We start from the raw sequence: 26740 nt of genomic DNA, 5'->3' as shown, positions 1-26740 counted from the left end.
TTACAACCAATGGGATTTGATCGCATTGCCGCCGCCACCGATCAGGCCGAGCGTATCGCCCGCCTGCGGCTGTCGCGCACCCAGCGCATCGGGCCGGTCAATTTCGCCAATCTGATGCTGCGTTTCGGTTCCGCCACGCGGGCACTGGAAGAACTGCCGCAGGTCGTCAAACGCACCGGCGGATCGCTGACGCCATACCCTGTCGCCAGACTTGACGAGGAACTGGCGCGCGCCGAAGCCGCCGGCGCAAGGCTTTTGGTATTGGGCGATAACGATTATCCCGTCCTGCTGAAACAGATCGATGCCGCGCCGCCGGTCCTGTGGACGTTAGGCCCGCTCAAGCCGCGCAAGAAGGCCGTCGGCATAGTGGGCGCTCGCAATGCCTCCGCCGCCGGCCAGAAAATCGCCCAGACGCTTGCGCATGAGCTTGGCGATGCTGGCTTTCACGTCATTTCCGGACTAGCGCGCGGCGTCGATACCCGCGCGCATGAGATGTCATTGAAAAGCGGCACGGTGGCGGTGCTTGGCGGCGGTGTGGATGATATCTACCCGCCGGATAATCGCGGCCTGTACGAACAAATCCGCGAACATGGCCTGCTGGTGTCGGAAAGCCCGCTCGGCCATCGCGCCACGGCGTCTGATTTCCCCCGCCGCAACCGCATCATTTCCGGCCTGTCGCTCGGCACCATCGTGGTCGAGGCCGAACTGCGCTCCGGCTCGCTGATCACGGCCCGCCTCGCCGCCGAACAAAACCGCGAGGTCTTCGCCGTGCCCGGTTCGCCGCTTGATCCGCGCTGCCGCGGCGCCAACGACCTGCTGCGGCAAGGCGCCAATCTGTGCGAAAGCGCCGAGGATGTGATTCGCGTGCTGGAAGCCCAGATGGGCTTCAATGCCCCCGAAACGGCCGGACTGTCACCCGCGCCAGACATCATCGCTCAGCCGCAAAATGAAGACGATATCGCCCGCGTCAGCCACAAGCTGCTCGATCTGGTCAGTGAAACACCGGTCCACCGCGACGATCTATTGCGGTTATGCGGCGCGCAGCCCTGGATCGGCCTCGCCGCTCTCAGCGAACTGGAGATCGCCGGACGACTCACCGCCAGCGAAGGCGGCTTTTACAGCCGTTCCTGACTGTGTTTGCCATCAAGGCCATTTGAGGCAGCGATTCCCTCATTTGACGACTTTTCGCCGATGCCGTGGGCCGTCAGCAGGGCCTGACGGAGATCGTGCCCCAATGTGCCGCAGCCGGCGCGTTCGGCCATCTGCGCCAGTTCCTGGGCGATTTCGGTAATATAATCGAGCACGTCGCTCTGCTGATGTGTCAGATTATAAGCGCTTTTACCTGAGGACATGGACATGTAAAATACTCCCCGCAATGACATGGTTAACATGTATCATTGATTGTATTTAAAATACTATCAATTTAAGATTGTAATCGGGAATTATTTTATAAGCGTTGACAGAAAACAATTCGCTCAGCATGTATGCCTCCTGTTCCTTGACCACCGGGCCAGCCACGAGTCTTGATTAATCGGCGTGGCGCATGATCTAAGGGCTGGGATTTGTCGCCTCCTTCCTTTTTGTCCGCCGGACCGTTCGCGGACACGATTTTCGCCTGACAAGAGATTTTATGACCGTTGTTATCGTAGAAAGCCCGGCCAAGGCCAAGACCATCAACAAGTACCTCGGCAAGGGTTTTACCGTTCTCGCCAGCTTCGGCCATATCCGTGACCTGCCCTCGAAAGACGGCTCGGTAAAACCGGACGATGACTTCGCCATGACCTGGGAAGTAGATCCGAAATCGGCCAAGCGCCTAAATGATATCGCCGACGCCATCAAGACAGCCGACCGCGTTATCCTCGCCACCGACCCGGATCGTGAAGGCGAAGCGATCTCGTGGCATGTGCTGGAAGTGCTGAACAAGAAAAAAGGCCTGATGAAGGGCAAGCAGGTCCAGCGCGTCACCTTCAACGCCATTACCCAATCCGCCGTCCAGACCGCTATGGCCGCGCCGCGCGACATCGATATGCCCCTGGTCGATGCCTATCTGGCGCGCCGCGCGCTCGATTATCTCGTCGGTTTCACCCTGTCGCCCGTTTTGTGGCGCAAGCTGCCGGGCGCCCGTTCGGCTGGTCGCGTGCAATCGGTGGCGCTGAAGATCGTCGTTGACCGCGAAATCGAGATCGAGAAGTTCAAGACCGAGGAATACTGGACGGTCGATGCCGAGGTTTCGGCCAATTCTCCGCCCTTCACCGCCAAGTTGTTCACGTATAACGGCAAGCGCCTCGGCAAGTTCGACCTGCCGAACGAGGCCCTGGCTTTCGCGGCGCGCGACACGATCAAGACCTCGCAGTTCACAATTACCGAGGTCGATCAGAAGCCCGGCAAGAAATCGCCGCCGCCCCCTTTCACCACCTCGACCCTGCAACAGGAAGCCGCGCGCAAGCTCGGATTCTCGGCCTCGCGCACCATGCAGACGGCGCAAAAGCTGTATGAAGGCGTCGATATCGGCGGCGAGACGGTCGGTCTCATAACCTATATGCGGACCGACGGCGTTTATGTCGAACCGGGCGCCATCAGCGAAATGCGCAAGGTCATCGCCGAACGCTTCGGCGCCCCTTACGTGCCGGAATCCCCGCGTCTCTACAAGGCCAAGGCCAAGAACGCCCAGGAAGCCCACGAAGCCATCCGCCCGACCTCATTCTATCGCCGCCCGGAAACCCTGCGCCTCGATGGCGATCAGGCGCGCCTTTATGAGCTAATCTGGAAGCGCACCATGGCGTCACAGATGGAGCAGGCGCGCGTCGAAAACACCTCGATCAACCTGTTCACCGCCGACAAGCAGACCGGCCTGCGCGCCACCGGCCAGGTGGTAACCTTCGATGGTTTCATGGCCGTCTATGAAGAAGGCAAGGACGATACGGACGACGAAGAAGGCGGCCGTCTGCCGGCAGTGAAATCAGGCACGATCGCCGATGTCCACAAGGCCGAGGCCGATCAGCACTTCACTGAGCCGCCGCCGCGTTATTCCGAAGCCACGCTGGTCAAGAAGCTGGAAGAACTCGGCATTGGCCGCCCTTCGACCTACGCCTCCATCCTGACCGTGCTGCGCGATCGCGCCTATGTCCGCATGGACAAGAACCGCTTCATCCCCGAAGACAAGGGCCGTCTGGTCACCGCCTTCCTCGATCAGTTCTTCCATCGCTACGTGCAGTACGACTTTACCGCTGACCTCGAAGAAAAGCTCGATCTGGTCTCCGACGGCAAGCTCGACTGGAAGCAGTTGCTGCGCGATTTCTGGGTCGATTTCCACGCCGCCGCCGATGGCATGACCGAACTGCGCACCACGCAGGTGCTGGATGCGCTCAATGAGTCGCTTGGGCCGCTTATCTTCCCCGACAAGGGCGACGGTTCCAATCCGCGCGCCTGTCCGTCGTGCGCCAATGGCCTGCTGTCGCTGAAAACCTCGCGGTTTGGCGCCTTTATCGGCTGCTCCAACTATCCGGAATGCAAGTTCACCCGCCCGGTCGGCAATCCCGACGCCGAAGGGGCTGAAGGCGCGACCGGCGACAAGGATCTGGGTGAAGACCCCGAAACCGGCAAGGTCGTCTCGCTCAAGATCGGCCGTTTCGGTCCCTATGTGCAGCTTGGCGAACCGGAATCCAAGGAAGACAAGCCCAAGCGCTCGTCACTTCCCAAGGCCTGGCCGCCGGCCTCGATCGACCTTGACCGCGCACTGAAGCTGCTCAGCCTGCCGCGCACGGTCGGCATCCATCCGGAAGACCAGACGCCGATCAAGGCCGCACTTGGCCGCTTCGGACCATTTATCGAAACCGGCGGCACCTATGCCAACCTGTCGAACTTCGATGAAATTTTTGAAGTCGGGCTTAATCGCGCCGTCGACCTGATCGCGGAAAAGCGTGCCGGCGGCGGTGGCAAGGGCCGTGGAGCGGCGGCCGCGCCTTTGAAAGAACTCGGCACCCTGGGCGAAGGCGGCGACAAGATTTCGGTCATGGCCGGCAAGTATGGCCCGTACGTCAAGTGCGGCAAAGTCAATGCGACTTTGCCGAAAGAAATGACGCCAGAGACCGTTACGCTCGAACAGGCCATCGAATTGATCAACGCCAAGGGCGGCGCGACCAAGAAACCCGCCAAGAAGGCGGCGGCTAAGAAACCGGCGACCAAGGCGGCAGCGAAAAAACCGGCTGCCAAGAAAGCGCCGGCGAAGAAAGCCGCGCCCAAAAAAGCGACAAAGACCGCCGAAGACGCATAAAAATCTCCTCCCCATTTCTCAAATGGGGAGGAGAAATTACAGCACTTTGCGGAATGTCAGATTATAGCGATGACCGCCAATCGCGTGGTGCCCCGCCTTCAGGGTCAGCACACCGTGGAAACTCTTGCGCGCCGGACCGCCCCAAACCACGACATCACCGTGATGGAGCGTGATCTTTTCCACCGGATCGCCGCGTTTCAAGCCACCAAACTGGAAGGTCGCCGGCAGCCCCAGTGACACCGACACGATCGGCGCTGAATAATCGCCTTCGTTGATATCCTGGTGCAGGCCCATCTTCGCGCCCGGTTCATAGCGGTTGATCAAACAGCCATCCGGCGAGAAATCAAAGCCGGCTTCACGCGCTGCCCGATGCGCCAGATCAACGAATATAGGCGGCATGTCGGGCCACAGCTGGCCACTCAAGGGGTCTGCGCGATCATAACGATAGCCGCGCGTATCCGCCACCCAGCCAATGCCGGCATTGGTCATGGCCACCGACATCCGGCCACCGCCCGGCACCATCATATGACGAAACGGCGCCTCTGCGACGATGGCATCAATGGCCGCGACCAGGGCGATATCATCGGTCAGGGCAAAGCCGCGCAGGATCGCTACGCCCGCACGCGCAAAGGACTCTCCGAAGAGATCAGGCTGCGTCATGGAAAATAATGCCCAGCGTATGACGCCGCCCCGACCTGACCCGCGACACGCCATGACGCATATTGACGCGATAGCTCCCGCGCGTACCCTCTACCGGCCGCTGCGCAACCGCGAAAATCACCGCATCGCCCTGCTGAAGCGGCACGACCGACGGCACGGACTGCATACGCGGGCGTTGTTCGGTCAGGACAAATTCGCCGCCGGTGAAGTCCTCTTCCGGCCGTGACAAAAGGATCGCCACCTGTAATGGAAAGACATGCGCGCCATAGAGATCCTGGTGCAGGCAGTTGTAATCATCCGGCCCATATTGCAGCAGAAGCGGCGTCGGACGCATCTGTCCGGCGGCATGGCAGCGCTTGAGGAAATCCTCATGCGCGGCCGGAAAACGCGTTTCCAGCCCCATACGCTCCTGCCAGCGGTTGGCGATCGGCGCCAGTTGCGGATAAAGCCGCCGGCGCAATTCGGCCACCGTATCCGGCAGCGGATAGGCGAAATACTTGTACTCGCCGCGCCCGAAACCATGCCGCGCCATATGGACCTGACTGCGGAACAGCGGCTGGTCATACAGCGCCGCCAGCGCCTGACAGGCTTCCGGCGCGATCAGCCCCGGCAGGATGGCGAAGCCACGGTCATCAAGATCGCGCCCGATGGTCTGCCACTCGTCGAAAATGGCGTCAGGAAAGAGATCGGCTTCAAACATTTTGGGCCTCCTTCAGTAACAAAACGCGCTTGCGTTCGACGCCCCAGCGATAGCCGGACAACGCCCCGTCGGTCCGCACCACACGATGGCAGGGAATAGCGATCGCCAGCGCATTGGCGGCACAGGCACCGGCCACAGCGCGCACGGCGGCCGGCGATCCGATCATCTCGGCCACCTCGGCATAGGAGCGCGTTTCGCCGACCGGAATGGCGCGCAAAGCCTGCCAGACTCGTTGCTGGAAGGCGGTGCCGCGAATATCCAGCGGCAGGTCAAGGCCCTGCCCCTGATCAACCATGCCCACGACCTGCGCCACGGTCTTTTCAAAGCCAGGGTCCGCGCCGATCAGGTTGGCCTTGGGAAAACGGTCCTGCAAATCCTCGACCAGCGCCTCGGCATCGTCGCCCAACGTGATGGCGCAGATGCCCTTATCCGATTGCGCCACCAGAATGACGCCCAGCGAACACTGCCCTATAGCAAAGCGGATATCGCCTGCCCCGCCGCTCTGGAAGGCTTTCGGCGTCATGCCAAGAATCGCAGCCGAACGCGCGTAAAACCGGCTGCTGGAGCCGTAGCCCGCTTCATAAAGCGCCGCCGTCACCGCTTCACCAGCCGACAGACCTTCGCGGACCTTTTTCGCCCGGTGCGCATCGGCATAGGCCTTGGGCGTCAGGCCGGTCACCTGCTTGAACCGGCGATGAAAATGGTGCGGCGAAAGGCCGGCCCGCGCCGCCATCTCATTCAGCAACGGCGCATCTTCCGCGCCTTCGATAAAACGGCAGACATCGGCGATCATCTCCGCCTGTCTGGCCTGCGCGCTGTCGCCGCGCGGCTGGCAGCGCAGGCAGGCGCGAAAGCCGGCCCCTTCGGCCTCATCGCACGAGGCATAAAAACCGACGTTTTCCGGTTTCGGCAGGCGTGACGCGCAATCCGGCCGGCAATAGACGCCGGTGGTCTTGACGCTGTAGAAAAAGTCACCGGCTTCGCGGCGCCTGAGTGTCTCCCAGCGCGGGTCAAATTCCACGGATCTAACGGTATCTGGCATAAGGTCAATCATAGCATTTTCCTTCCAAAAAGGCGTGTGAATTCCTGTTTAGATGAAAGCGCAGGCCTCAAAACTCCGGCCCTTGCGGTGTAATTCGCACAGGGTGGCCAAATTCTGAAACATCGCCTACTTTCCACATCGATTTTTTGCGCAAATTTAACGCACCAGACGTATAGATCGCGCGCGGCATCCGGTTGCCGTACATTTCGAGGGCACGATTATTTCTATCGCCACGACCCGTTTCGCGTTGCCATTATGCCCTTTAATCATGGGTTTGGGCCTTTTGGCGGCAAACGCTCAGGCCCGGGAAGCGAATCAGGAAACGCCCGTTGAGGTTCCGGCGGTAAAGCCCGCACAGGAAGAAGCCCCCGCCCTGCCTGATCGTCCGGCAGATGTGCCCATTATTACCGACGAGGACTTCAACGCCGCCCTACCGCCGATTGAGGATACGGCCGCCCCGCCAGCCGAACCCACGCCATCGCAAGCCGCCCCTGCCGTGGCTGAGGACGCCCTGCCGGATGTGACCGCGACCGAAGACACAGAGCTGGACGCCCCGCTGCCGGCGCTGGAAGGCTATGATATCCAGCCCAATCAGACCGCCCTTGCCGAAGAAGCCCTGCCGGAAATCCGCTACGTCACCGTGGTCGATGGCCTGCATGACCTCCACTTAAATGACGAATTCAAGCCGCTCTCCGCCCTGATGAACGGCAAGGGCAAGGCGGCCAATGTCGCCCAGGTGCGCGCCCGCGCCACCGAAGACGAAGCCCTGATCCTGCGCCTGCTGAAATCGCAGGGCTATTACGATGGCACCGTCACCACCAGCCTGGCGCAGCCGACCGAGGCCAAGGGGCCGGTTCAGGCCCATATCGTCGTGACGCCTGGTCCGCCCTATCATCTCGGCCTGATCATGGCCGATTCACAGCCGACCTTGCCGCCCGACCTGATCCGCAACGCCCTGCCGCTGAAAACCGGTGATCAGATTATCGCCACAAATGTGCTGGCGGCCGAGGCCAATGTCAGCGTGGTCCTGCAACAATCCGGCTACCCCTTCGTCAAGGTCGGTGACCGCGATATCCTGCTCGATGGCGCCAAGCTGACCGGCGACTATACCTTGAAGGTCGATACCGGCCACCGCGCGCGCTTCGGCGGCTTCAAATCCGACGGCAAGGAAGCCTTCGGCGCCGATCATGTTGCCGTCATGACGCGCTTCGACAAGGGTGATCTGTACGACAACCGCAAGGTCGATGACCTGCGCGAGGCTTTGGTCGCCACCGGCCTGTTCCGTTCCGTGGCGGTCGAGCCGGTCGCCACCGGCGCCTTCGCCGATGACGGATCGGAATATGTCGACCTGCTCGTCCACCAGCAACGCGGCCCTTACCGGACGCTCGCCGGCGAATTTGGCTATAACACCGGCGAAGGCGTCACCGCCACGGCCAGCTGGCAGAACCGCAACAAGTTCCCGCCCGAAGGCGCCCTGATCGTCACCGCCGCGCTCGGCACCCAGGAGCAGGGCCTGACCACCACCTTCCGCCGGTCAAACGCCAAGAAGCGCGACCGCACCTTCCAGCTTTCGGCCGGCGCCACGCACAATATCTATGACAGCTACGAGGCCTATACGGTGAACCTTGCCGGCTCGATCTCACGCGTCTCGACACCCCTGTGGCAGAAGGTCTGGACCTGGTCCTACGGCTTTGACATCGCGGCCTCCAAGGAAGCTTCCGACGGCCTGGCCAGCTTCGATGCGGCGGCCGACAACTACTATATCGCCGCCCTGCCGACGAAGATCACCTATGACCGGTCCGACAGCCTGCTCAATCCGGCCACCGGCTATCGCGCCAGCGCCGAGGTCACGCCGCTGATCTCGCTTTCTGGCGGCGGAACCAGTGTACGCACTGTTCTGGATGCCAGCTATTATTACCCGATGGGGGCCAAGGGCGTCATCGCCGCGCGCAGCCGCCTGGGCGTCATCTATGGCGGCGAACTGGACAAGATACCGCCTTCACGGCGCCTTTATGCCGGCGGCGGCGGTTCGGTGCGCGGCTACAGCTACCAGCAGCTCGGTCCGCACGATGCCACGGGCGCGGCGACCGGGGGCCTCAGCCTCTTTGAAGCCTCGGTCGAATACCGCTACCGCTTCGGTGACTTCGGCATCGTGCCGTTTATCGATATCGGCCAGTCCTACGCCTCGACCACGCCGTCCTTCTCGGACCTGCGCGTCGGCATCGGCATAGGCGCGCGGCTCTACACCAATTTTGGCCCGATCCGTATCGACATCGCCACGCCGCTTAACCGTGACAAGACCAACAGCGAGCCGCAGATCGCGCTCTATGTCGGGATCGGGCAGGCCTTCTGATGGCGCGCAAACCGAGACAGCCAAAGCCTGACACGGCGCCGGAAAAGCCAGAGGCTTTACCGCAGCCGGCACCGCTTCATGATGATGACCTCCACCTGAAGGACCGCGTGGAAGCCGCCGCCGAAGAGGTGGTCGAGACGGTCAAGGCCCGCACCGGCTTCGATCTGAAGCGCGTCAACTGGTGGAAGGTGTCGCGCAATATCGCCTTCTTCTTTGTCGGATTGGCTGTTCTGCTCGTCGCCTCCCTGGTTGCGCTCAATACGCCGCCGGGCCGCCGTCTGCTGGTCGAATTCGCCACCGGCATCAAGCTCAATTCCGGTTTGCAGATCGAGATCGGCGACATCGATGGCTCGCTCTATGGCGAGATGACCTTGCATGACGTGAAGATCAAGGACCTCAAGGGCGTCTTCATCCAGAGTCCGGTCATTCACCTCGACTGGCGGCCATTCGGATATCTCAACAAGCATGTCGATATTCGCGATTTCTCGACACCGAAAATTGAGGTGCTGCGCCGGCCGGTGCTCAATCCGAGCGACGCGCCGAAGGACAATGGCCCGCTGCTGCCGGACCTCAATATCGACATCAACCGCCTGAAGGTCGATGCCCTGGTGCTCGATGCGCCGGTCATGGGTGAAGCCCATACCCTTGCGCTCAACGGTCAGGCCCACCTGCTGCACAAGCGCTTGAAGATCGACGCTAGCGCAATCAGCGAAAAGGGTGACCATGCCAAGGTGCTGATCGATGCCGCGCCGGACAAGAACCAGCTCGATATCAGCGCCGATCTCGACGCCCCGGCCGATGGCGTGGCGGCGAAACTGCTGGGATTCGACAAGGCGTTCACCGCCAATGTCGGCGGCAAGGGGACGTGGAAACAGTGGAACGGCCGCGCCGTCGCTGATTTTGGCCCGGAGAACCTGCTCAATCTCGGCGTCACCGCCCGGAGCGGTGTCTTCCACATTACCGGCGCCACGCACCCCGACCTGATCCTGACGGGCGATACCGCAGTCCTCTTCAAGCCGGCGGTGATGATCGACCTGACCTCAAAGATGAAGGACCGCGTGTTCGATAATGTGCTGGCCCTCTATACCGACGCCGTGCGCATCGACGCCAGGGGCACGGTCGATCTCGGCGCCAACCATTTCCGCAAGCTCGAACTGCACGCCCGCCTGCTGAAACCGGACGTGCTCGGCAAGGACTTCACCGCTTCCGACCTGCGCGCCGACCTGCTGATCGACGGCGATTTCGAGAACCCCCGCATCGATTATGATCTGGCGGCCAAGCGTTTTGATCTGGCCGGCATAAAGCTCAACGGCTTCACGGCCAGGGGCAAGAGCCGCATTACCAACAATGGCATGATCGTGCCGGTCAATGCGCAACTGACCTCTCTGACCGGCATTGCCGCCCAGGTCGATCCCCTGCTGACGCACCTGAAGCTCGATGGCGAGGTGCGCCTCGATGACGGCAAGCTGACAAGCAACACCATCCGCATCAATTCCGATCGCATCAAGGCCACCGGCACGCTCACCGGCAACCTGAAAGACAATCTGTTCCTGGCCAAGGTCAAGGCCAATCTCAACAATTACGCGGTCGAGGGCGTCGGCACAGTCAATGTCTCCACCATTGTCGATGTCAGGCTGAACAAGGGCCGTGTTAGTGTGGCCGGCACCGCCAATGCCCAGACGACAAAACTGGAAGACGGCCTGAGAGGCTTCCTGGGCGGCAACGCGAAACTGAGCGGCGCCTATGCCTACACTGAGCAAGGCGTGGTGATCCTGCGTAATCTCAGCGGCAAGTCGCCCGATTTCACCCTGATCAGCGCCAGCGGTTCGCTGGGCAAAAACGGCGCCATTTCGCTGAACGCCAAGGCCAATTCAACGCAATATGGCGCGCTCGATGCGGTCGCTTCCGGCACGCTCGATCATCCCAATGCCGTCATCCACGCCGCTAATCCGGGCCTTGGTGTCCAGATGGTCGATGTCACGGCGAAGCTTTCCAGCACACCGCAGGGCTTCGCACTATTAGCCGATGGCGGCAGCGCCTATGGTCCGTTTTCGGCCGATGCTTTGGTGATGACCGAGGGCAAACCCTTGCGCATCGACATCCACAAGGCGACGTTCGCCGGGGTTGATGCCGCGGGTCTTCTCACACAGACCGAAGCCGCCCCCTTCAGCGGCACCCTGGCCATCAGCGGTTCTGGCCTCAAGGGCACGGCTCTGCTCTCCAACCAGGGCGGCGATCAGGCCGTGGCAGTCAACGCCACCGGCAGCGGCGTCAACATACCCGGCGACATGAAAATCTATGTCGGTCGCACCATCGTCACCGCCAATATCGTGCTGCACGACCAGATGTCTTTGAATGCCGATGTCCAGATGGCCGATATGCGCTATCAGGATTTCGTGCTGGCCACCGGCCGCGCCAAGATCCAGATGACCGGCGAACACGGCACTATTCAAGCCGTCGCCACCGGCAAAAAGGATGTGCCGTTCAATCTCGCCGTCAATGGCACGATCGCGCCGGGTACCTACACCTTCGCGGCGCAAGGGGCGGCCAATGATATCCCCTTCAAGCTCAACCACCCCGCCGTCATCCGCAAGAGCGGCGCCGACTGGGTATTGTCGCCGGTCAAAGTCGTCATGCCTCAGGGCAGCATCGATCTCTCCGGCCGCTTCGGCGAAGATCTGAAAGCCCAGGCCCGCCTCAACGATCTTGATCTCAGCTTGGCCAATATGGTGCAGAAGGATCTCGGCCTGACCGGTACGGCCAGCGGCGCCATCGATTTCAGCCAGAGCGGCAACGGCTTCCCGACGGCCCGCGCCAATCTCAAGATCAGTCACTTTTCGCGCGCCAGCGCCGCCGTGGTCTCGACGCCGGTCGATATCGCTCTGGATGCCCAACTCAACCCGGACAAAAGCCCGGCCAGCAACTATGTCCACGCCATTATCCGCCAAGGTGGCGCGGTCGTCGGCCGCGCACAGGTGGCGCTCACGCCAGCGAGCGGCGGCGACTGGATCGCCGACCTCAACAGCGCCGCCGTCAGCGGTGGCGTGCGTTATAATGGCCCCGCCGGCATGCCATTCTCGCTGGCCGGCCTGCCGCGCCAGCAACTCGCCGGCGCGGTGGCGCTCGCCGCGGATATCTCCGGCCGGCTCAACGATCCGCACCTCAACGGCGTGATCAAGGCCACCAGCCTGACCTATGACAACGAAAGCATTGGCACCCGCATCACCAATATCGCGCTCGACGGCCGCTTCACCAATGACCGCCTGGAGCTGACCAGCTTCACCGGCCGCGCCGGCGAAGGCACGGTGAAAGGCAATGGCTGGCTCAGCCTGGCCGCCGCGCAGAAATTCCCGATGATGATCCATGTCGAGATGGCCAATGCCCGGCTGGCGCGCAGCGATTCGATCAATTCCACTGTCTCCGGCACGATCGACATCACCAACAGCGAGGCCGACGGCGGCCTGATCAAGGGCGACCTGCGCCTGCCCCAGGTCAAATATGTGGTCATGAAGCAGGCCGCCGCCGAGGTCGCTGTGCTCGATGGCGTCCGCCGCAAGGGTGAGGATAGGATCACGCAATCCGCCATCGCCCTGCCGGCTTTCTGGCGGCTCGATATCGCCGCCCGCGCCGATAATCAGATCTTCGTTTCCGGCATGGGGCTGGAATCGGAATGGTCGGCTCGCCTGCGCGTCACCGGCACGACAAAAGACCCGCGCATTGTCGGCACCATGAAGGTGGTGCGCGGCAACTATACCTTTGCCGGCCGCTCCTTCGATATCGATAATGGCACGATCACCTTTGACGGCGGCCCGGTCACCGATCCGGAAATCAACCTGACCGCCAGCGCCAGTGTTCAGGACGTCGAAGGCATCATCAAGGTGACCGGCTCGGCCGAACGCCCCTCGATTGCCTTCTCCTCCACCCCCGCCCTGCCTCAGGATGAAATCCTGTCACGAATGCTGTTTGGTGAAAGCGTCGCCAATATCTCCCCGACCGAAGCCCTGCAACTGGCCTCGGCGGTCAATGGGCTGAATGGCGGCAGCGACTATCTCAATCCGCTCGGCGCCCTGCAATCGGCCACCGGCATCGACCGCCTGCGCGTCGTCGGGGCTGATACCGCGACCGGCCGGGGCACCTCGGTGGCGGCGGGCAAGTACCTGACAAATAATGTCTATGTCGAGATCGTTACCGACGCCAAGGGCTTCACCGCCACCCAGCTTGAGGTCGCCCTGTCGCGCAGTTTGAGCCTCCTATCCACCACGGGCAATGCCGGTACGGGGGCGAGCGTAAGGTATTCCAAGGATTATTAAGTCAGAAACCCCACCACCATTCACTTCGTTCATGGTCCCCCCCCGACAAGCGGGGAGGTACAGATAAGAATCGCTCCTCCCCGCTTGTCGGGGAGGGGGAGCGCGCCTCTCTTGAGGCGGGGTGGCGGGGTATCTTACTTTTCCTGCCCGGCCAAATCCGCCAGGAACGCCTCAATCGCGCTGATCGCCTCCGGCTCATCCAGCATCGGCGCATGACCGCGATTGGCGACCGTCACGGCGCGCATACCGGGATGGGTTTCCAGCATCCGGCCAAAGGTGGCTTCCGACAACAGATCGGACAGTTCTCCACGCACGCCCAGCACGGGAATCTCTTTCAATGTCTCCCAGATGCCCCACATATCCGGTGGCGCCACCACAGGCCCGTCCGGATCGAAGGCGCCGGAAATACCCGGATCGTAGGAAGACACCGGAATGCCGTCCCGCTCGTGATAGGTGCGGCGCGCGAAGGCCAGCCAGTCATCATCGCTATAATCCGGGAAGGCGACCGCATTGGTCTGTTTCGCCCGCGCCGCCGCGTCGGCCCAGCTTGTGATCGGCGGCGATTTGCCGACATAGGACTTGATGCGCTCCAGCCCCTTCACGTCGATCTCCGGCCCGACATCATTGATCACCATGCCGATCAGCGCCTGCGGGGCGATCATGGCCATGATCATCGCCATGATCCCGCCCATCGATGTGCCGATCAGGGCCGCGCGGGCAATGCCGAGTTCGCCCATCAGCTTGAACATATCCTGCACATAAAGCGCCGGCGAATAGTTGGCCGGCTCCGCATCCCAGCCCGACTTGCCACGCCCGCGTTGATCGACGGCGATGACACGATAGCGCTCCGCCAGACGCGGCGCGATAACCTCGAAATCGGTCGAATTACGGCTGAGACCGTGCATGCAGATGACTGGCATACCGTCACCACCATAATCCCGCGCATAAAGCTTCACCCGCAGGTCATGACTATCGAAATAGACATCGGAATAACCGGTCACTCAGATATCCTTAAAAGGCAACATAGGGGCCAGGCGTCCCGCCGGCATTGCGGCCGGAAATCGCCGTATAGACTTTCCGGCCATAGAAGAACGGCAGGCCGAAATCGAAGCTATTGGTATAGGGTTGCAGATCATCGAAACCGTTCGGATCACCGCCCAGCCCCGGCAGGACGTAATTCGGACCCTGCACCAGTTGATCGGTGTTATCGATGGTGAAATTGACATTGGCGCTGGCCCCGTTGCTCCCCGTCAGGGTAGCCGTCAGGTCGAGCGATGAAGTCGGGCAATAGAAACCTGCTAGATCACCGGTGCAGCCGGTAATGGCGCTGTCGCTGAACCCATAGAAGTTAGTGCCGCTGTCGATGAAGCTCTGGGTCAGGTTGACGCCCTTGTAGGTGGCCGTCAGCAGGAAACCGTTGGTCGTCGTCAGGATGGTGCGGTTCCCCAGCGCATTGTTCGATTGAGTGCCGATACCGAAATAAAGCTTACCGGTCAGGCCGACTACGCCGGGATGCGCCACCGCCGGCAGATCGATGACCGTGCCATTGTTATTGACCGCCATGCGCGCCACCGGATTGGGCACCTGGGCCGAGGTCGCCAGCACAGACGCCGTGCAATTGGCCGAGACGCAGGTGTAATAATAGCCGTTGTTCGGGGTGGCGGCGCAATAGCTGCCGCAATCGCTGACCCCCGTGCCGATGCCAATAATGCCATTGGCGCCGAAATCGGCGATGGTGTCATGGCTTGTGCCGCCGCCCGACGAACAATCGCTTGGCACATTGGCGTAGTCGCCATCGTCGCCAATGACCAGCAGCGGCATGGCGCTCACGGATTCACCGCCGATGGTGAAATCCGCCGTCCGCACCGAGCCGAAGACATAGCCGTCGACATATTGGTAACATTCACCGACACCCTTGCTGCCGGTCATGGTGTGCGGCAGGGCGGTGCGCATGGCCGGGGTCAGAGCTTCGTTTTCGATGCGCAGGCCGACTGAGCCGGTATCCATGATGATGTGGTCGATGGTCTGGCAAGTGGTCGTGCCCGGCGCACAGATCTTCACGGTCACGAAGCCGATATTGACATTGCCATCAGCCCCCGCCGGACCGGGATCAACCGAGATAGTGGTGAAATTGGCGAGCGCCACGCTGGTGCTGGATGAGGACGACGAAGAACTACTCGAACTGCTGCTGAACCCGCCGCCGCTTGACGATCCGCCACCACCACCGCCGCCACCGCAGGCCGCAAGCAGGAGCAGAAACCCGACCAGGAAAATATGCGGCTTCATTGGGCGCATCCCTGCAAGGTCTGAACCGGGAAGCCGCCTGGCGCGGTTTGCGGCAGATAGGCGAAGCCCCAGAAGGCGCCGCTGTGGCCGCCGGTGCGCACCACGAAATCACTGTGGGTCGAGGTCAGGGCGCGGCGCATACGGATACGCGGATTGGCCTTGTTGTCGCTCTGGAAGCGGCTGAAATAGCTGTCGCCGAAAAGCTGCTTCAGATTGGGCCGCTGCGGCCCCTGCCAGCTCACCGCAAACACAGTCCCATCCGGCCGGACAAATTCGCGCGTCACCGTGCCGCTGTCCTGCGTCATTTCATGAATCGTGAAGGTCGTGTGCTCGGCCCGTGACGCCATGCGCGCATTCAGACGCGAGCGGTCCGCATCAATGCTCGCCGCCTTGCCGCCCAGTGTGGCGTGCGCCGGCGCACTCAGCGCCAGGGCGCCCACAACAATCAAACTCGTCAATGCCGATCGCATCGCTATCCCCTCAAAACCAACCCCTGAGACAGACTATTCATCATACCCATTAACGCAATATGACGATCATGACAGCGGATCACAGTTGAGGCAATCAGCCGTGATCGAAACGGGCGATCAGGCGATAGGCCGACCCGTCGAATATTTGTTTGACCGTGGTGACGCGCGCCTTTTCCCGCCAGGTCCGGCGATCGACCACCAAGCAGGCGCCCCCTTTATCAATGCGCAGATGCCGCGCCGTCTGCGCTTCCGCCACCATGGCGCTGATCTGGTTTTCGACATGGGTCCACGGCACGACGCCGAGCAGCCAGTGACCGGGCGACTGGCGGGTGAAATCAATGGTCTCGGCTTCGGGTACAGCGTCCAAATTGACCAGGCGGCGCTCAAAGGCCAGCGGCTTGGCGGAAGCAAAATGCAGGCCAGTCAGCACCAGAATTTTGCCGCCGTCTCCCGCCAGTTCCCGCTCCTCATCGCTGTTCGCTTTGTGGATGGTATAGGACAGTAGCTCGAACCGATAGGTCTCGCCGCGCGCCGTGATCTCATGCTGGATATCGGGAATATCGAGCACGGTCGAATCCAGCCGCGGCAGGCGCACAAAGGTGCCGGCGCGCTTGCGGCGTTCGATCAGACCCGCCTCGTCAAGCGGGGTCAGGGCCTTGTTGACCGTCATGCGCGAGACGCCATATTGCGCCATAAGCTCGTGTTCGAAGGGGATGCGATCGCCAGGTTTCAGCGCGCCGGAGCGAATCTGCTGCTCGATATCGTCGCGGATTTGCTGGTGTAGCGGCTTCATGACGATAGCCTTTGCATGAGCCGGCGGTAATCGGCAAGTATGACGTCGCGTTTGATATGGCGGCCGCCAGACACCTGCTTGCGGCCATAGCGCCAGACGCAATCGATCGGTGAGCGCGCCGAGGCGAAGACAAAGGTATCGAGATCGCAATCCAGACTGACCAGATCAGCCGGCTGATCGATGGCAATACCGCTTTCCACGCCAAGCGCCTGCGCGCCATCGAGCGCCCGAACATAGAGGTTATCGAGCACATTGCGTTCGCGGTGGATCAGCCGCTGGCCGTATTCGAGCAGGCGCAATTCTTCGGCGGCGTTGATCAGGACATTGGAATCGGAGCCGATACCGAAGCGCCCGCCATGCCTGAGATAATCCCGCGCCAGGAAGAGACCATCGCCGAGATTGGCCTCGGTGATCGGACACAGACCGGCCACCGCGCCGGATTTCGCCAGCCGCATCGTCTCTTCCGGCGTCATGTGGGTGGCATGGACCAGGCACCATTGCGCATCAACCGGTACACGATCCATCAGCCACTCGACCGGGCGCTCGCCCGTATGCGCCAGGCAGTCCTCGACCTCGCGCATCTGTTCGGCGATGTGAATATGGATCGGCGCCCCCTCCGCCATCGGGATCAGGGCCGTCAGTTCTTCGGGCGTGACGGCGCGCAGACTATGCGGCGCAATGCCCACAACGGCGTCATCCAGTCGGGCAGCGTGGTTGCGGCTGGCATCGAGCAGACGCTGGAAGCCCTCAAGGTCATGGATAAAGCGCGCCTGACCGGCATTGGGCGCCTGTCCGCCAAAGCCGGAATGGGCATAGAAAACCGGCAACAACGTCAGGCCGATACCGGTTTGCGCAGCCGCAGCGACAATGCGCCCGGCCATTTCGGCGGGATCATCGAACGTGCCCGCTTGCGGATGATGCAGGTAGTGAAATTCACCGACGCGGGTAAAGCCGGCCTCCAGCATTTCCATATAGGCCAGCGCGGCAATGGTTTGCAGTTCATCCGGTCCGATTTGCGCCTGGAACTTATACATCTGCTCGCGCCATGACCAGAAGCTGTCCTGCTCGGATGTCCGCCGCTCGGTCAGCCCGGCGATAACGCGCTGGAAGGCGTGGCTGTGCAGGTTGGGCATCCCCGGCAGGCCCACCACATGACGCTCACCCTGAGGCATGGCATCGGTTTCTATCGCGGCGATGCGGCCATCGCTGATGGTCAGCAGCACGCCTGATTGCCAGCCTGATTTCAGCAGCGCTTTTTCAAACCAAAGTGACAACATTTTGCGAATTTGGAGCCTTGCGTTCAATATGTCTATACATTATGCCTTATGTATAGACATATTAGGCGAGTCTGAAAAGCCATGCAATGCGATACGGTCTGGACAAATTGCCGCCTGCTGGCCCGCGCTGGCCAGCCACTGATCGACAACGGCACGATCGCTGCGAAAGACGGCCGCGTCGTATATGCCGGGCCTGCAACGGACATCGACGCCCCCACCATCGACCTGCAAGATCGGCTGGTGACACCTGGCCTGATCGACTGCCACACCCATCTTGTCTTCGCTGGCAATCGCGCCCATGAATTCAGGCTGCGGCTCGACGGCGCTTCTTACGAAGAGATCGCCCGCGCCGGCGGCGGCATTCTCTCGACCGTCACCGCCACCCGCTCTGCCTCCGAGGACGACCTGATCACCGCCGCCCTGCCGCGCCTCGACGCCCTGATCGCCTCAGGCGTCAGCACCATCGAAATCAAGTCCGGTTACGGTCTGACCCTTGAAGACGAACTGAAAATGCTGCGCGCCGCCAGGGCCCTGGAGCGTCTGCGCCCGGTGCGCGTCATGACCACTCTGCTCGGCGCCCACGCCCTGCCGCCGGAATACAGAGACCACCCCGACGCCTATATCGATGCTGTGTGCAACGAAATGATCCCGGCCGTTGTCGGCCTGGCCTCGGCGGTCGATGTCTTCTGCGAAGGCATCGGCTTTTCCCCGGCCCAGACCGAACGCGTCTTCCAGGCCGCCAAGACGCACGGCCTGGCCATCAAGCTCCACGCCGAGCAGCTCTCAAACCTGCACGGCGCGGCCCTGGCGGCGCGTTACGGCGCTCTCTCCGCCGACCACCTCGAACACCTCGACGCCGACGGCATCGCAGCCCTGCGCGACGCCGGCACGGTCGCCACCCTGCTGCCCGGCGCCTTCTACTTCATGCGTGAAACGGTCAAACCGCCGATCGAAGGTTTGCGGGCCGAGAACGTGCCGATGGCCATCGCCACCGACTGCAACCCCGGCACCTCGCCCCTGACCTCGATCCTGATGGCGATGAACATGGCCGCCACCTGCTTCCGCCTGACGGTCGATGAATGCCTGGCGGGCGTCACTACAAATGCCGCCCAAGCGCTCGGCCGCGACGATATCGGCGCGCTGGAGGCTGGCAAGTGGTGCGATTTCGCCGTCTGGGACTGCGCCGAGCCGGCCGATCTCGTCTATTTCATGGGCGCTTCGCCCCTCCATTCCCGTATTTTCCAGGGCCAAACCGTATGATCCTCACTCCCGGCGCCGTTCCTCTGTCTGTATGGCGCGATATTTATCGCGGCGCGGCGTTCAAACTCGATCCGGGCTGCCTGCCGGCGGTGGCCGAGAGCGCGGCGGCGGTTTCGCGTATTCTGGCCAGGGGCGAGCCGGTCTATGGCATCAATACCGGCTTCGGCAAACTGGCCTCGACCCGCATCGAGGACGCCGACTTGGCCACGCTCCAGCGCAATATCATCCTCTCCCATGCCGCAGGTGTCGGTGCGCCGTCACCGCAGCCCGTGGTGCGGCTGATGCTGGCGCTCAAGCTGACCTCGCTGGCGCAGGGCGCGTCCGGCGTCAGGGTCGAAACGCTCGACCTGATGCAGGCCCTACTCGATCATGACCTGATACCGGTCATTCCGTGTCAGGGTTCAGTCGGGGCGTCCGGCGATCTGGCGCCCTTGGCGCATATGGCCGCCTGCATGATCGGTGTTGGTGAAATCGAGGTCTATGGCGTGCGGATGCCGGCTCTGCGCGCGCTGAAAGAAGCGGGTCTCAAGCCGCTGACGCCCGGTCCGAAAGAGGGTCTGGCCCTGCTCAATGGTACGCAATTCTCGACCGCCAATGCCCTGGCTGGCCTGTTCGAGGCGGAAGTTTTGCTGCAAACCGCGCTGGTCACCGGCGCGCTCTCGACCGAAGCCGCCAAGGGATCGGATGCGCCGTTCGATCCGCGCATCCACGCCCTGCGCCGTCACAGGGGCCAGATCGACACCGCCCGCACCCTTCGTGAACTGATGAGCGATTCCGCCATCCGCGCCTCGCACCTGAAAGGCGACGCGCGCGTGCAGGACCCTTACTGCCTGCGCTGCCAGCCGCAGGTGATGGGCGCTGCACTCGATATCCTGCGTCAGGCGGCGGTGACGCTTGAGACCGAAGCCAATGGCGTCACCGACAATCCGCTCATCTTTACTGATCCGGAGGAAGCCTTGTCGGGCGGCAACTTCCACGCCGAGCCGGTGGCCTTCGCCGCCGATATCGTCGCCCTGGCCATCTGCGAAATCGGCTCGATCGCCGAGCGCCGCATCGCCATGCTGGTCGATCCGGCTTTGTCGGGTCTGCCGGCCTTCCTGACGCCACAGCCGGGGCTTAATTCCGGCTTCATGATCCCGCAGGTGACAGCCGCCGCGCTGGTCTCCGAAAACAAGCAGCGCGCCTATCCGGCCAGCGTCGATTCCATCCCGACCTCGGCCAACCAGGAAGACCACGTTTCCATGGCCGCCCACGGCGCGCGCCGCCTGATGGAAATGGCCGAAAACGCCTTCGCCGTCATCGGCATTGAATTATTGGCAGCGGCGCAAGGCTGTGACTTCCACGCGCCGCTCACCTCGTCCGAAGCCTTGGAGCGCGTCCGGACACTGACCCGTTCGGCCGTGCCGGCGCTCGATCACGACCGGCATTTCCATCCCGATATGGCGGCCGCCATCGACCTTGTGCGTTCGCAGGCGGTGATCAAGGCGGCGAATGTGGCTCTACCGACAGTGGAATGAAATAATCATCTCCCCCTCTTGGAGGGGGAGCTTGGAAATTGCGGCCAGCAATTTTCAAGAGGGGGTAAATTTCCCCGACAGAGTTACCCCCTCCGGCGCTACGCGCCACCTCCCCCTCCAAGAGGGGGAGATTTATAAAAGGATGCGCCAACACATGACCCGGCTCGATAATTCCCGCGTGATCAGGCCGGCCACCGGCACGACGCTTTCCGCCAAATCGTGGCTGACCGAAGCCCCCTTGCGGATGCTGATGAACAACCTCCACCCGGACGTCGCTGAGCGTCCGGAAGAACTGGTCGTCTATGGCGGTATCGGCCGCGCGGCGCGCGACTGGGAGAGCTATGACCGCATCGTCGAAACGCTCAAGCGCTTAGAGAACAACCAGACCCTGCTGATCCAGTCGGGCAAGCCGGTCGGCGTCTTCGAGACGCACGAAAACGCCCCGCGCGTCCTGCTGGCCAATTCCAACCTGGTGCCCGCTTTCGCCAACTGGGAGCACTTCCACGAACTCGACCGCAAGGGCCTGATGATGTACGGCCAGATGACTGCCGGTTCGTGGATCTATATCGGCACGCAGGGCATCGTTCAGGGCACCTACGAGACCTTTGTCGAGATGGGCCGCCAGCATTATAATGGCGACCTGACCGGCAAGTGGCTGCTGACCGCCGGCCTCGGCGGCATGGGCGGCGCCCAGCCCTTGGCGGCGGTGATGGCCGGCGCGTCGTGCCTCGCCATCGAATGCCAGGTGTCACGCATCGAGATGCGTCTGCGCACCGGTTATCTCGACTATCGTGCCGATACCATCGATGACGCGCTGGCTATGATCAAAAATGCCACCAAGCCGATCTCGGTCGGACTGCTCGGCAATGCGGCGGACGTCCTGCCGGAGCTTTTCAAACGTGGTGTGCGCCCCGATCTGCTGACCGACCAGACCTCGGCGCACGATCCGGTCAATGGCTATCTGCCTTCCGGCTGGACGGTCGAGCACTGGCTCGACAGGCGCGAACGCGATCCTCAAGGCGTGGCGAAAGCCGCCAAGGCATCGATGGCCACACACGTTCAGGCCATGCTCGATTTCCAGAAAGCGGGCGTGCCCACGGTCGATTACGGCAACAATATCCGTCAGGTCGCCTTTGATGAGGGCGTGAAAAATGCCTTCGATTTCCCCGGTTTCGTGCCCGCCTATATCCGTCCGCTGTTCTGCCGCGGTATCGGTCCCTTCCGCTGGGTGGCGCTGTCGGGAGATCCGGAGGACATCTACAAGACCGACGCCAAGGTCAAGGCACTGCTGCCGGACAACACACACCTGCACAACTGGCTCGACATGGCCCGCGCACGCATCAAGTTCCAGGGCCTGCCGGCGCGCATCTGCTGGGTCGGCCTGGGCGATCGCCATCGGTTGGGACTGGCGTTCAATGAGATGGTGCGCACGGGTGAACTGAAGGCGCCGATCGTGATTGGCCGCGACCACCTCGATTCCGGCAGCGTCGCCTCGCCCAACCGCGAGACCGAGGCCATGAAGGACGGCTCCGATGCCGTCTCCGACTGGCCCCTGCTCAACGCCCTGCTCAATACGGCTTCGGGCGCCACCTGGGTGTCGCTTCATCACGGCGGCGGGGTCGGCATGGGTTATTCGCAGCATTCCGGCATGGTCGTTGTGGCCGACGGCACCGATGATGCTGCCAAACGTCTGGCGAGGGTTTTATGGAACGATCCGGCCACCGGCGTTATGCGCCATGCCGACGCCGGGTATGAAATCGCCATTGATTGCGCCCGCGAAAAAGGCTTAGACCTGCCCGGCCTGTAAAGTGAGTCCCGCCATGATTACCCATCTGCCCGTTTCGCAACGCATTCCCCAGCCGTGGAAAAACGGCGGCGGGGTGACGCGCGAGATTGCCGTCTTCCCCAATGGCGCCGGCATGGAAGATTTTCAGTGGCGGATCAGCATGGCCGAGGTCACCGAACCCGGCCCCTTTTCGCGCTTCGAGGGCGTTGATCGGCATCTGATTGTGCTGAGTGGCCGGTTGCGGATGGATATGCCCGACGGCCGTCATGTGCTCAATGCCGGAGATGGCACGGCATTCAAAGGCGAAACCCCGGTCGAGGCCGCGCCGCTCCTGCCAGTGATCGATCTCAATGTGATGACCCGCCGTGGCCATGCGCGCGCCGAGGTCCGACATATCGCTTCCGGTGTCATCCTGCCCTCGGACCTGGTATTTCTGGTCGCCACAAAACCGATGATCGTCACCGCCAATGGCCAGCGCTACGCCCTGCAACCCTATGATGCTCTAAAATTTGAAGGCCTCGAAGGCGAGCCGGTATCAGCAGGCGACGGCTATCTGATCGCTTTTTAGACCACTTCCACCGCCACCGCCGTCGCCTCGCCGCCGCCGATGCAGACAGCGGCAATGCCGCGTTTAAGGCCACGCTGCTTCAGGGCATTGATCAGGGTCACCAGTATTCGCGCACCCGACGCACCGATCGGATGCCCCAGCGCACAGGCCCCGCCGTGGACGTTCAGCTTCTGATGCGGGATGCCGAGGTCGTGCATGGCGATCAGCGCCACCACCGCGAAGGCTTCATTGACCTCGAAGAGATCAACCTCATCGATGGTCCAACTCGTCTTTTCCAGCAGCTTTTTGACTGCCCCGACCGGCGCGCGGCTGAACCATTTCGGTTCCTCGGCATGGCTGGCATGACCGACAATACGGGCGATCGGCGTAAGCCCCCTGGCCGCCACCACCGAAGCGCGGGTCAGCAGAAGCGCCGCCGCGCCGTCGGAGATCGAACTCGAATTAGCCGCCGTCACCGTGCCGTCCTTTGTAAAGGCGGGTTTGAGATTCGGAATTTTCTCCGGCCGCGCCTTACCGGGCAGTTCGTCGTGGGTGATCAGACCCGCCTTCGTCTCCACCGGCGTGATCTCGGCGGAAAAGTCAGCCTTCAGGGCGCGATCCAGCGAGGCCAGGGCGTAATCGTCCTGCATCTGCCGGGTGAACTGGTAGTGCGTGGCAGCTTCGTCGGCGAAACTGCCCATCAGGCGCCCCTTGTCATAGGCGTCTTCCAGGCCGTCGAGAAACATATGGTCCTTGACCTCGCCATGCCCCATCCGCATCCCGGTGCGCGCTTTCGGCAGCAGGTACGGCGCATTCGACATGCTCTCCATGCCGCCGGCCACGATCATATCCGCCGAGCCCGCCGCGATGGCGTCACAGCCCAGCATCACCGCCTTCATGCCCGATCCGCACATCTTGTTGACCGTGGTGGCCGGCACAGAGACCGGCAGGCCCGCACCCAAAGCCGCCTGACGCGCCGGCGCCTGTCCCTGCCCCGCCGGCAGGACGCAGCCCATGATGACTTCATCCGGCACCTGCCCGTTCACGACGGCACGGATCGCCGCCGTGCCCAGTTGCGATGCTGTAACGTTCGCAAAATCGCCCTGAAAACCGCCCATTGGCGTCCGTACAGCGCCCGCTATGATGATTGTCTCCGGCATGATCGTTTCCTCTTACTTTGAAGAAAGATTACACCCGAAACCAGTTTTCGCAAGCCGGTTACGGTAATGTGTAGGCGATGATCGAACCGCCGGGCCGGGCCTTGGCGTTCTTGCCGCCGCCGGCGCCGATAACGACATACTGCTTGCCGTTCACGCTGTAGGTGGCCGGTGTCGCCGCGCCTGCCGCCGGCAGGGTGGCCTGCCACAGCAGCTTGCCGGTTGTCTTGTCGAAGGCGCGGAATTTATTGTCATAGATGGTGGCGGCGATGAACAGCAGCCCCCCCTTCGTTACCACCGCGCCGCCATAGTTCTCGCTGCCGGTCGATGGATCGTGCAATTCCGGATATTCGCCGAGCGGAACCTGCCAGAGGTACTCGCCGGTATTGACATTCAAGGCGCTGAGCGTCCCCCAGGGCGGCGCGATGGCCGGATAGCCCTCCGGATCAAGGAACTTGGTGTAGCCGTCGAAGATATAGGCGTCATTGTCGGTCGAGGGATACTCCGGCGCAGGCTTGGGTTGTTGCGCCGGATCGCCGGACAGATAGCCGGTGATGGCCTTGATATCCTCCGGCGAATACTGCCCGCCGAAGCCCGGCATCCGGCCGCCGCCATTGGCGATCTGCCGCGCCATCTGGTCGCCGGTCAGGCGGTGATCGACGCCGACCAGTGACGGAAATTCCGGCGGCGAGCCTTTGCGATCAACGCCATGACAAACGGCACAGGCGTTCTGGTAGAGCGCATAACCGCTGCGGCCGGAAACCATCGGCGGCTGTTTCTTGACCTTCAGAATCCAGGCCATTTCGTTTGAATTGATATAGAGAATGCCGCTCGTCGGATCATAGGACGCGCCGCCCCATTCGGCGCCGCCATCCATGCCCGGCAGGAGCACTGTGCCGCCGATAGACGGCGGATCGAACGGCCCGCGCGACCGCAAGCCTGCAAAGGTTTTGGCCACCGCCGCATGGGCCTCGGGCGTCCGCTGCGTCAGGTTATCGGCGGTCAGTTGCTGGCGGTTATAGGGCAGCGGCTTCAATGGCATGACCTGCGTGGGGGATGTCACCTCGCCGGGGATATCCGAGGCCGGCGGATGCACCTCCGTGACCGGATAGAGTGGCGCGCCGGTCTTGCGATCGAGGATAAAAACCAGCCCCGCCTTGGTCGTCTGCGCCACCGCCTCGCGGCCACCCACCGTAATCAGGGTCGGCGGCGTCGGCGGATCACGATCCCATATGTCGTGTTTTACCAGTTGAAAATGCCAGACACGTTTGCCGGTATTAGCATCGAGCGCCACCAGCGATGTGCCGAAAAGATTGTCGCCTTCGCGGTCGCCGCCGTAGAAATCCTTGTTGCCCATGCCGGCCGAGCCAAGCGGCGCGAACACCAGCCCGTTTTCCGGATCGAGCGTCAGGCCCGACCAGGCATTGGCGCCCATCGCCGTCTTCCAGGCGTCCTTCGGCCATGTGTCGTAGCCCGCCTCCCCCGGCTGCGGGATGGTGTGGAATATCCATTTCATTGCGCCGGTGCGGACATCATAGGCGCGGATATGGCCAGGTGTATTGCCGGTCGAACCCATGATGATCAGGTCTTTATAGACCACGCCGGGCGAGACATTGCTGACCGAAACCGACACCGGATCCCGCCCCAGACCTTCTTTCAGATCGACCTCGCCATTATGGCCGAACCGATCGATCAGGCGGCCGGTTTTGGCGTCGACCGCCAGCAGGTGATTGCGGAAGGTAAAGAGGATGCGCGCGTCTTTACCATCGCTCCAGTACGACACCCCGCGCAGGCGCTGCCTGGTGTTGACCACATCGCCGAAGGCCGGATCGAAAACCCAGACCTGCGTGCCTTTGGCGGCATCGAGGCAGAACAGACGGCCCTTGGGAGACACGAAATACAGCCGCCCGCGAATGATCATCGGGTTGCCTTCCATGTCCGACTGGTTGCCGGCTTCTCCAAAAGAATCGCCGGAATCGAAGGTCCAGGCCACTTTCAGGGTCTTGACGTTCCCAGTATTGATCTGATCGAGCGTCGAATAGTGTGTGCCGTTGGGGTTGCCATGATACCACGGCCAGTCCGCCCCTGATTGCGAAGACGCGCCGCCTGTCGGTTTTTGGCACCCCGTCAATATCAGCGCCATGCACGCCACCACCGCCCCCAGACGCTTCATGATATGTCCCTGTCTTGTTGCACTGCTTTTCAGCGAGCGTAATCGATTACAAGAGCTAGCGGAAGCGGCAAGTTTTCCGCATTGCTTTTTGCCGGAAGAGATGAAAACTGTGCGCCAACCGACTCATACTTTCAGG

Annotated in this window: 19 protein-coding genes; 8 read left to right on the top strand and 11 right to left on the bottom strand. The window is 62.1% G+C overall.

The genetic code is table 11. The features are described 5' to 3' along the window. Positions 1-9 precede the first annotated feature (9 nt). Positions 10-1131 (top strand): DNA-processing protein DprA, encoded by a 1122-nt coding sequence (gene dprA, locus VL130_RS08135; protein WP_325362269.1) that lies wholly within the window; start codon positions 10-12, stop codon positions 1129-1131. On the opposite strand, the gene VL130_RS08130 is transcribed toward dprA, so the two are convergent. Continuing rightward, a complete protein-coding gene (locus VL130_RS08130; protein WP_325362268.1) occupies positions 1116-1358 on the bottom strand; it encodes a hypothetical protein in 243 nt (80 codons plus the stop codon). The two genes, dprA and VL130_RS08130, sit on opposite strands and share 16 nt — an antisense overlap. A 272-nt stretch (positions 1359-1630) precedes the next feature. Between VL130_RS08130 and topA the strand changes: the two genes are divergently transcribed. Next, positions 1631-4273, top strand: coding sequence for a type I DNA topoisomerase (topA, locus tag VL130_RS08125; RefSeq protein WP_325362267.1), 2643 nt, complete (start codon positions 1631-1633; stop codon positions 4271-4273). 36 nt (positions 4274-4309) lie between these two features. Here topA and alkB read toward each other — a convergent pair whose 3' ends face one another. Genes alkB through ada form a run of 3 tightly spaced genes read right to left on the bottom strand, consistent with a single transcriptional unit; the run spans position 4310 to position 6675 of the window. Then, complete coding sequence (gene alkB, locus VL130_RS08120; RefSeq protein WP_325362266.1) at positions 4310-4933, bottom strand: DNA oxidative demethylase AlkB; 624 nt, start codon at positions 4931-4933, stop codon at positions 4310-4312. After that, positions 4920-5633, bottom strand: coding sequence for a 2OG-Fe(II) oxygenase (locus VL130_RS08115; RefSeq protein ID WP_325362265.1), 714 nt, complete (start codon positions 5631-5633; stop codon positions 4920-4922). Before VL130_RS08115 ends, alkB begins: the two co-directional genes overlap by 14 nt. After that, positions 5626-6675 carry a bifunctional DNA-binding transcriptional regulator/O6-methylguanine-DNA methyltransferase Ada gene (ada, locus tag VL130_RS08110; RefSeq protein ID WP_325362264.1) on the bottom strand — a complete coding sequence of 350 codons (1050 nt, stop codon included), beginning with the start codon at positions 6673-6675 and terminating at the stop codon, positions 5626-5628. The genes VL130_RS08115 and ada overlap by 8 nt, the downstream gene beginning before the upstream one ends. A gap of 283 nt (positions 6676-6958) precedes the next feature. Here ada and VL130_RS08105 point away from each other — a divergent pair, with 283 nt between their 5' ends. Further along, a complete protein-coding gene (locus VL130_RS08105) occupies positions 6959-9028 on the top strand; it encodes an autotransporter assembly complex protein TamA (RefSeq protein WP_325362263.1) in 2070 nt (689 codons plus the stop codon). Continuing rightward, positions 9028-13338, top strand: coding sequence for a translocation/assembly module TamB domain-containing protein (locus tag VL130_RS08100; protein ID WP_325362262.1), 4311 nt, complete (start codon positions 9028-9030; stop codon positions 13336-13338). Before VL130_RS08105 ends, VL130_RS08100 begins: the two co-directional genes overlap by 1 nt. A 134-nt stretch (positions 13339-13472) precedes the next feature. Here VL130_RS08100 and VL130_RS08095 read toward each other — a convergent pair whose 3' ends face one another. From VL130_RS08095 to VL130_RS08075, 5 genes are all read right to left on the bottom strand, one after another. Next, positions 13473-14339, bottom strand: a complete 867-nt coding sequence (locus tag VL130_RS08095) for an alpha/beta hydrolase (RefSeq protein WP_325362261.1) — start codon at positions 14337-14339, stop codon at positions 13473-13475. A 10-nt stretch (positions 14340-14349) separates the two neighbouring features. Beyond that, positions 14350-15624 carry a DUF3443 domain-containing protein gene (locus VL130_RS08090; protein WP_325362260.1) on the bottom strand — a complete coding sequence of 425 codons (1275 nt, stop codon included), beginning with the start codon at positions 15622-15624 and terminating at the stop codon, positions 14350-14352. Next, positions 15621-16094: a DUF2844 domain-containing protein gene (locus VL130_RS08085; protein WP_325362259.1), complete on the bottom strand. Its 474-nt coding sequence runs from the start codon at positions 16092-16094 to the stop codon at positions 15621-15623. The genes VL130_RS08090 and VL130_RS08085 overlap by 4 nt, the downstream gene beginning before the upstream one ends. 94 nt (positions 16095-16188) lie before the next feature. Beyond that, positions 16189-16887: a histidine utilization repressor gene (gene hutC / locus VL130_RS08080; RefSeq protein WP_325362257.1), complete on the bottom strand. Its 699-nt coding sequence runs from the start codon at positions 16885-16887 to the stop codon at positions 16189-16191. Next, positions 16884-18164: a formimidoylglutamate deiminase gene (locus VL130_RS08075; RefSeq protein ID WP_325362256.1), complete on the bottom strand. Its 1281-nt coding sequence runs from the start codon at positions 18162-18164 to the stop codon at positions 16884-16886. Before VL130_RS08075 ends, hutC begins: the two co-directional genes overlap by 4 nt. 81 nt (positions 18165-18245) lie before the next feature. Between VL130_RS08075 and hutI the strand changes: the two genes are divergently transcribed. The 4 genes from hutI (at position 18246) to VL130_RS08055 (ending at position 23295) form a co-directional block, all read left to right on the top strand. Next, entirely contained in the window at positions 18246-19424 is a 1179-nt protein-coding gene (gene hutI, locus VL130_RS08070) for an imidazolonepropionase (protein ID WP_325362255.1), read from the top strand. After that, entirely contained in the window at positions 19421-20941 is a 1521-nt protein-coding gene (gene hutH, locus VL130_RS08065; protein WP_325362254.1) for a histidine ammonia-lyase, read from the top strand. Before hutI ends, hutH begins: the two co-directional genes overlap by 4 nt. 154 nt (positions 20942-21095) lie before the next feature. After that, positions 21096-22748 (top strand): urocanate hydratase, encoded by a 1653-nt coding sequence (gene hutU, locus VL130_RS08060; RefSeq protein WP_325362253.1) that lies wholly within the window; start codon positions 21096-21098, stop codon positions 22746-22748. Between the two features lie 13 nt (positions 22749-22761). After that, positions 22762-23295 (top strand): HutD family protein, encoded by a 534-nt coding sequence (locus tag VL130_RS08055; RefSeq protein WP_325362252.1) that lies wholly within the window; start codon positions 22762-22764, stop codon positions 23293-23295. Here VL130_RS08055 and VL130_RS08050 read toward each other — a convergent pair. Both VL130_RS08050 and VL130_RS08045 read right to left on the bottom strand, forming a co-directional pair. Next, positions 23292-24434: an acetyl-CoA C-acyltransferase gene (locus VL130_RS08050; RefSeq protein ID WP_325362250.1), complete on the bottom strand. Its 1143-nt coding sequence runs from the start codon at positions 24432-24434 to the stop codon at positions 23292-23294. The genes VL130_RS08055 and VL130_RS08050 overlap by 4 nt on opposite strands. Before the next feature lie 58 nt (positions 24435-24492). Beyond that, entirely contained in the window at positions 24493-26604 is a 2112-nt protein-coding gene (locus VL130_RS08045) for a PQQ-binding-like beta-propeller repeat protein (RefSeq protein WP_325362249.1), read from the bottom strand. Positions 26605-26740 lie beyond the last annotated feature (136 nt).

It is taken from the genome of Asticcacaulis sp. (assembly GCF_035497195.1).
GTDB lineage: Bacteria > Pseudomonadota > Alphaproteobacteria > Caulobacterales > Caulobacteraceae > Asticcacaulis.
Note: the sequence above shows the minus strand (reverse complement) of the source record. Positions and strands in the feature narration are given on the sequence as shown.

What these genes read in the sequence shown, in the direction of transcription:
- dprA (WP_325362269.1), top strand. Translation starts at nt 10, where the DNA reads ATGGGATTTGATCGCATTGCCGCCGCCACCGATCAGGCCGAGCGTATC.
- VL130_RS08130 (WP_325362268.1), bottom strand. Translation starts at nt 1,358, where the DNA reads ATGTCCATGTCCTCAGGTAAAAGCGCTTATAATCTGACACATCAGCAG.
- topA (WP_325362267.1), top strand. Translation starts at nt 1,631, where the DNA reads ATGACCGTTGTTATCGTAGAAAGCCCGGCCAAGGCCAAGACCATCAAC.
- alkB (WP_325362266.1), bottom strand. Translation starts at nt 4,933, where the DNA reads ATGACGCAGCCTGATCTCTTCGGAGAGTCCTTTGCGCGTGCGGGCGTA.
- VL130_RS08115 (WP_325362265.1), bottom strand. Translation starts at nt 5,633, where the DNA reads ATGTTTGAAGCCGATCTCTTTCCTGACGCCATTTTCGACGAGTGGCAG.
- ada (WP_325362264.1), bottom strand. Translation starts at nt 6,675, where the DNA reads ATGCCAGATACCGTTAGATCCGTGGAATTTGACCCGCGCTGGGAGACA.
- VL130_RS08100 (WP_325362262.1), top strand. Translation starts at nt 9,028, where the DNA reads ATGGCGCGCAAACCGAGACAGCCAAAGCCTGACACGGCGCCGGAAAAG.
- VL130_RS08090 (WP_325362260.1), bottom strand. Translation starts at nt 15,624, where the DNA reads ATGAAGCCGCATATTTTCCTGGTCGGGTTTCTGCTCCTGCTTGCGGCC.
- VL130_RS08085 (WP_325362259.1), bottom strand. Translation starts at nt 16,094, where the DNA reads ATGCGATCGGCATTGACGAGTTTGATTGTTGTGGGCGCCCTGGCGCTG.
- hutC (WP_325362257.1), bottom strand. Translation starts at nt 16,887, where the DNA reads ATGAAGCCGCTACACCAGCAAATCCGCGACGATATCGAGCAGCAGATT.
- VL130_RS08075 (WP_325362256.1), bottom strand. Translation starts at nt 18,164, where the DNA reads ATGTTGTCACTTTGGTTTGAAAAAGCGCTGCTGAAATCAGGCTGGCAA.
- hutI (WP_325362255.1), top strand. Translation starts at nt 18,246, where the DNA reads ATGCAATGCGATACGGTCTGGACAAATTGCCGCCTGCTGGCCCGCGCT.
- hutH (WP_325362254.1), top strand. Translation starts at nt 19,421, where the DNA reads ATGATCCTCACTCCCGGCGCCGTTCCTCTGTCTGTATGGCGCGATATT.
- hutU (WP_325362253.1), top strand. Translation starts at nt 21,096, where the DNA reads ATGACCCGGCTCGATAATTCCCGCGTGATCAGGCCGGCCACCGGCACG.
- VL130_RS08055 (WP_325362252.1), top strand. Translation starts at nt 22,762, where the DNA reads ATGATTACCCATCTGCCCGTTTCGCAACGCATTCCCCAGCCGTGGAAA.
- VL130_RS08050 (WP_325362250.1), bottom strand. Translation starts at nt 24,434, where the DNA reads ATGCCGGAGACAATCATCATAGCGGGCGCTGTACGGACGCCAATGGGC.
- VL130_RS08045 (WP_325362249.1), bottom strand. Translation starts at nt 26,604, where the DNA reads ATGAAGCGTCTGGGGGCGGTGGTGGCGTGCATGGCGCTGATATTGACG.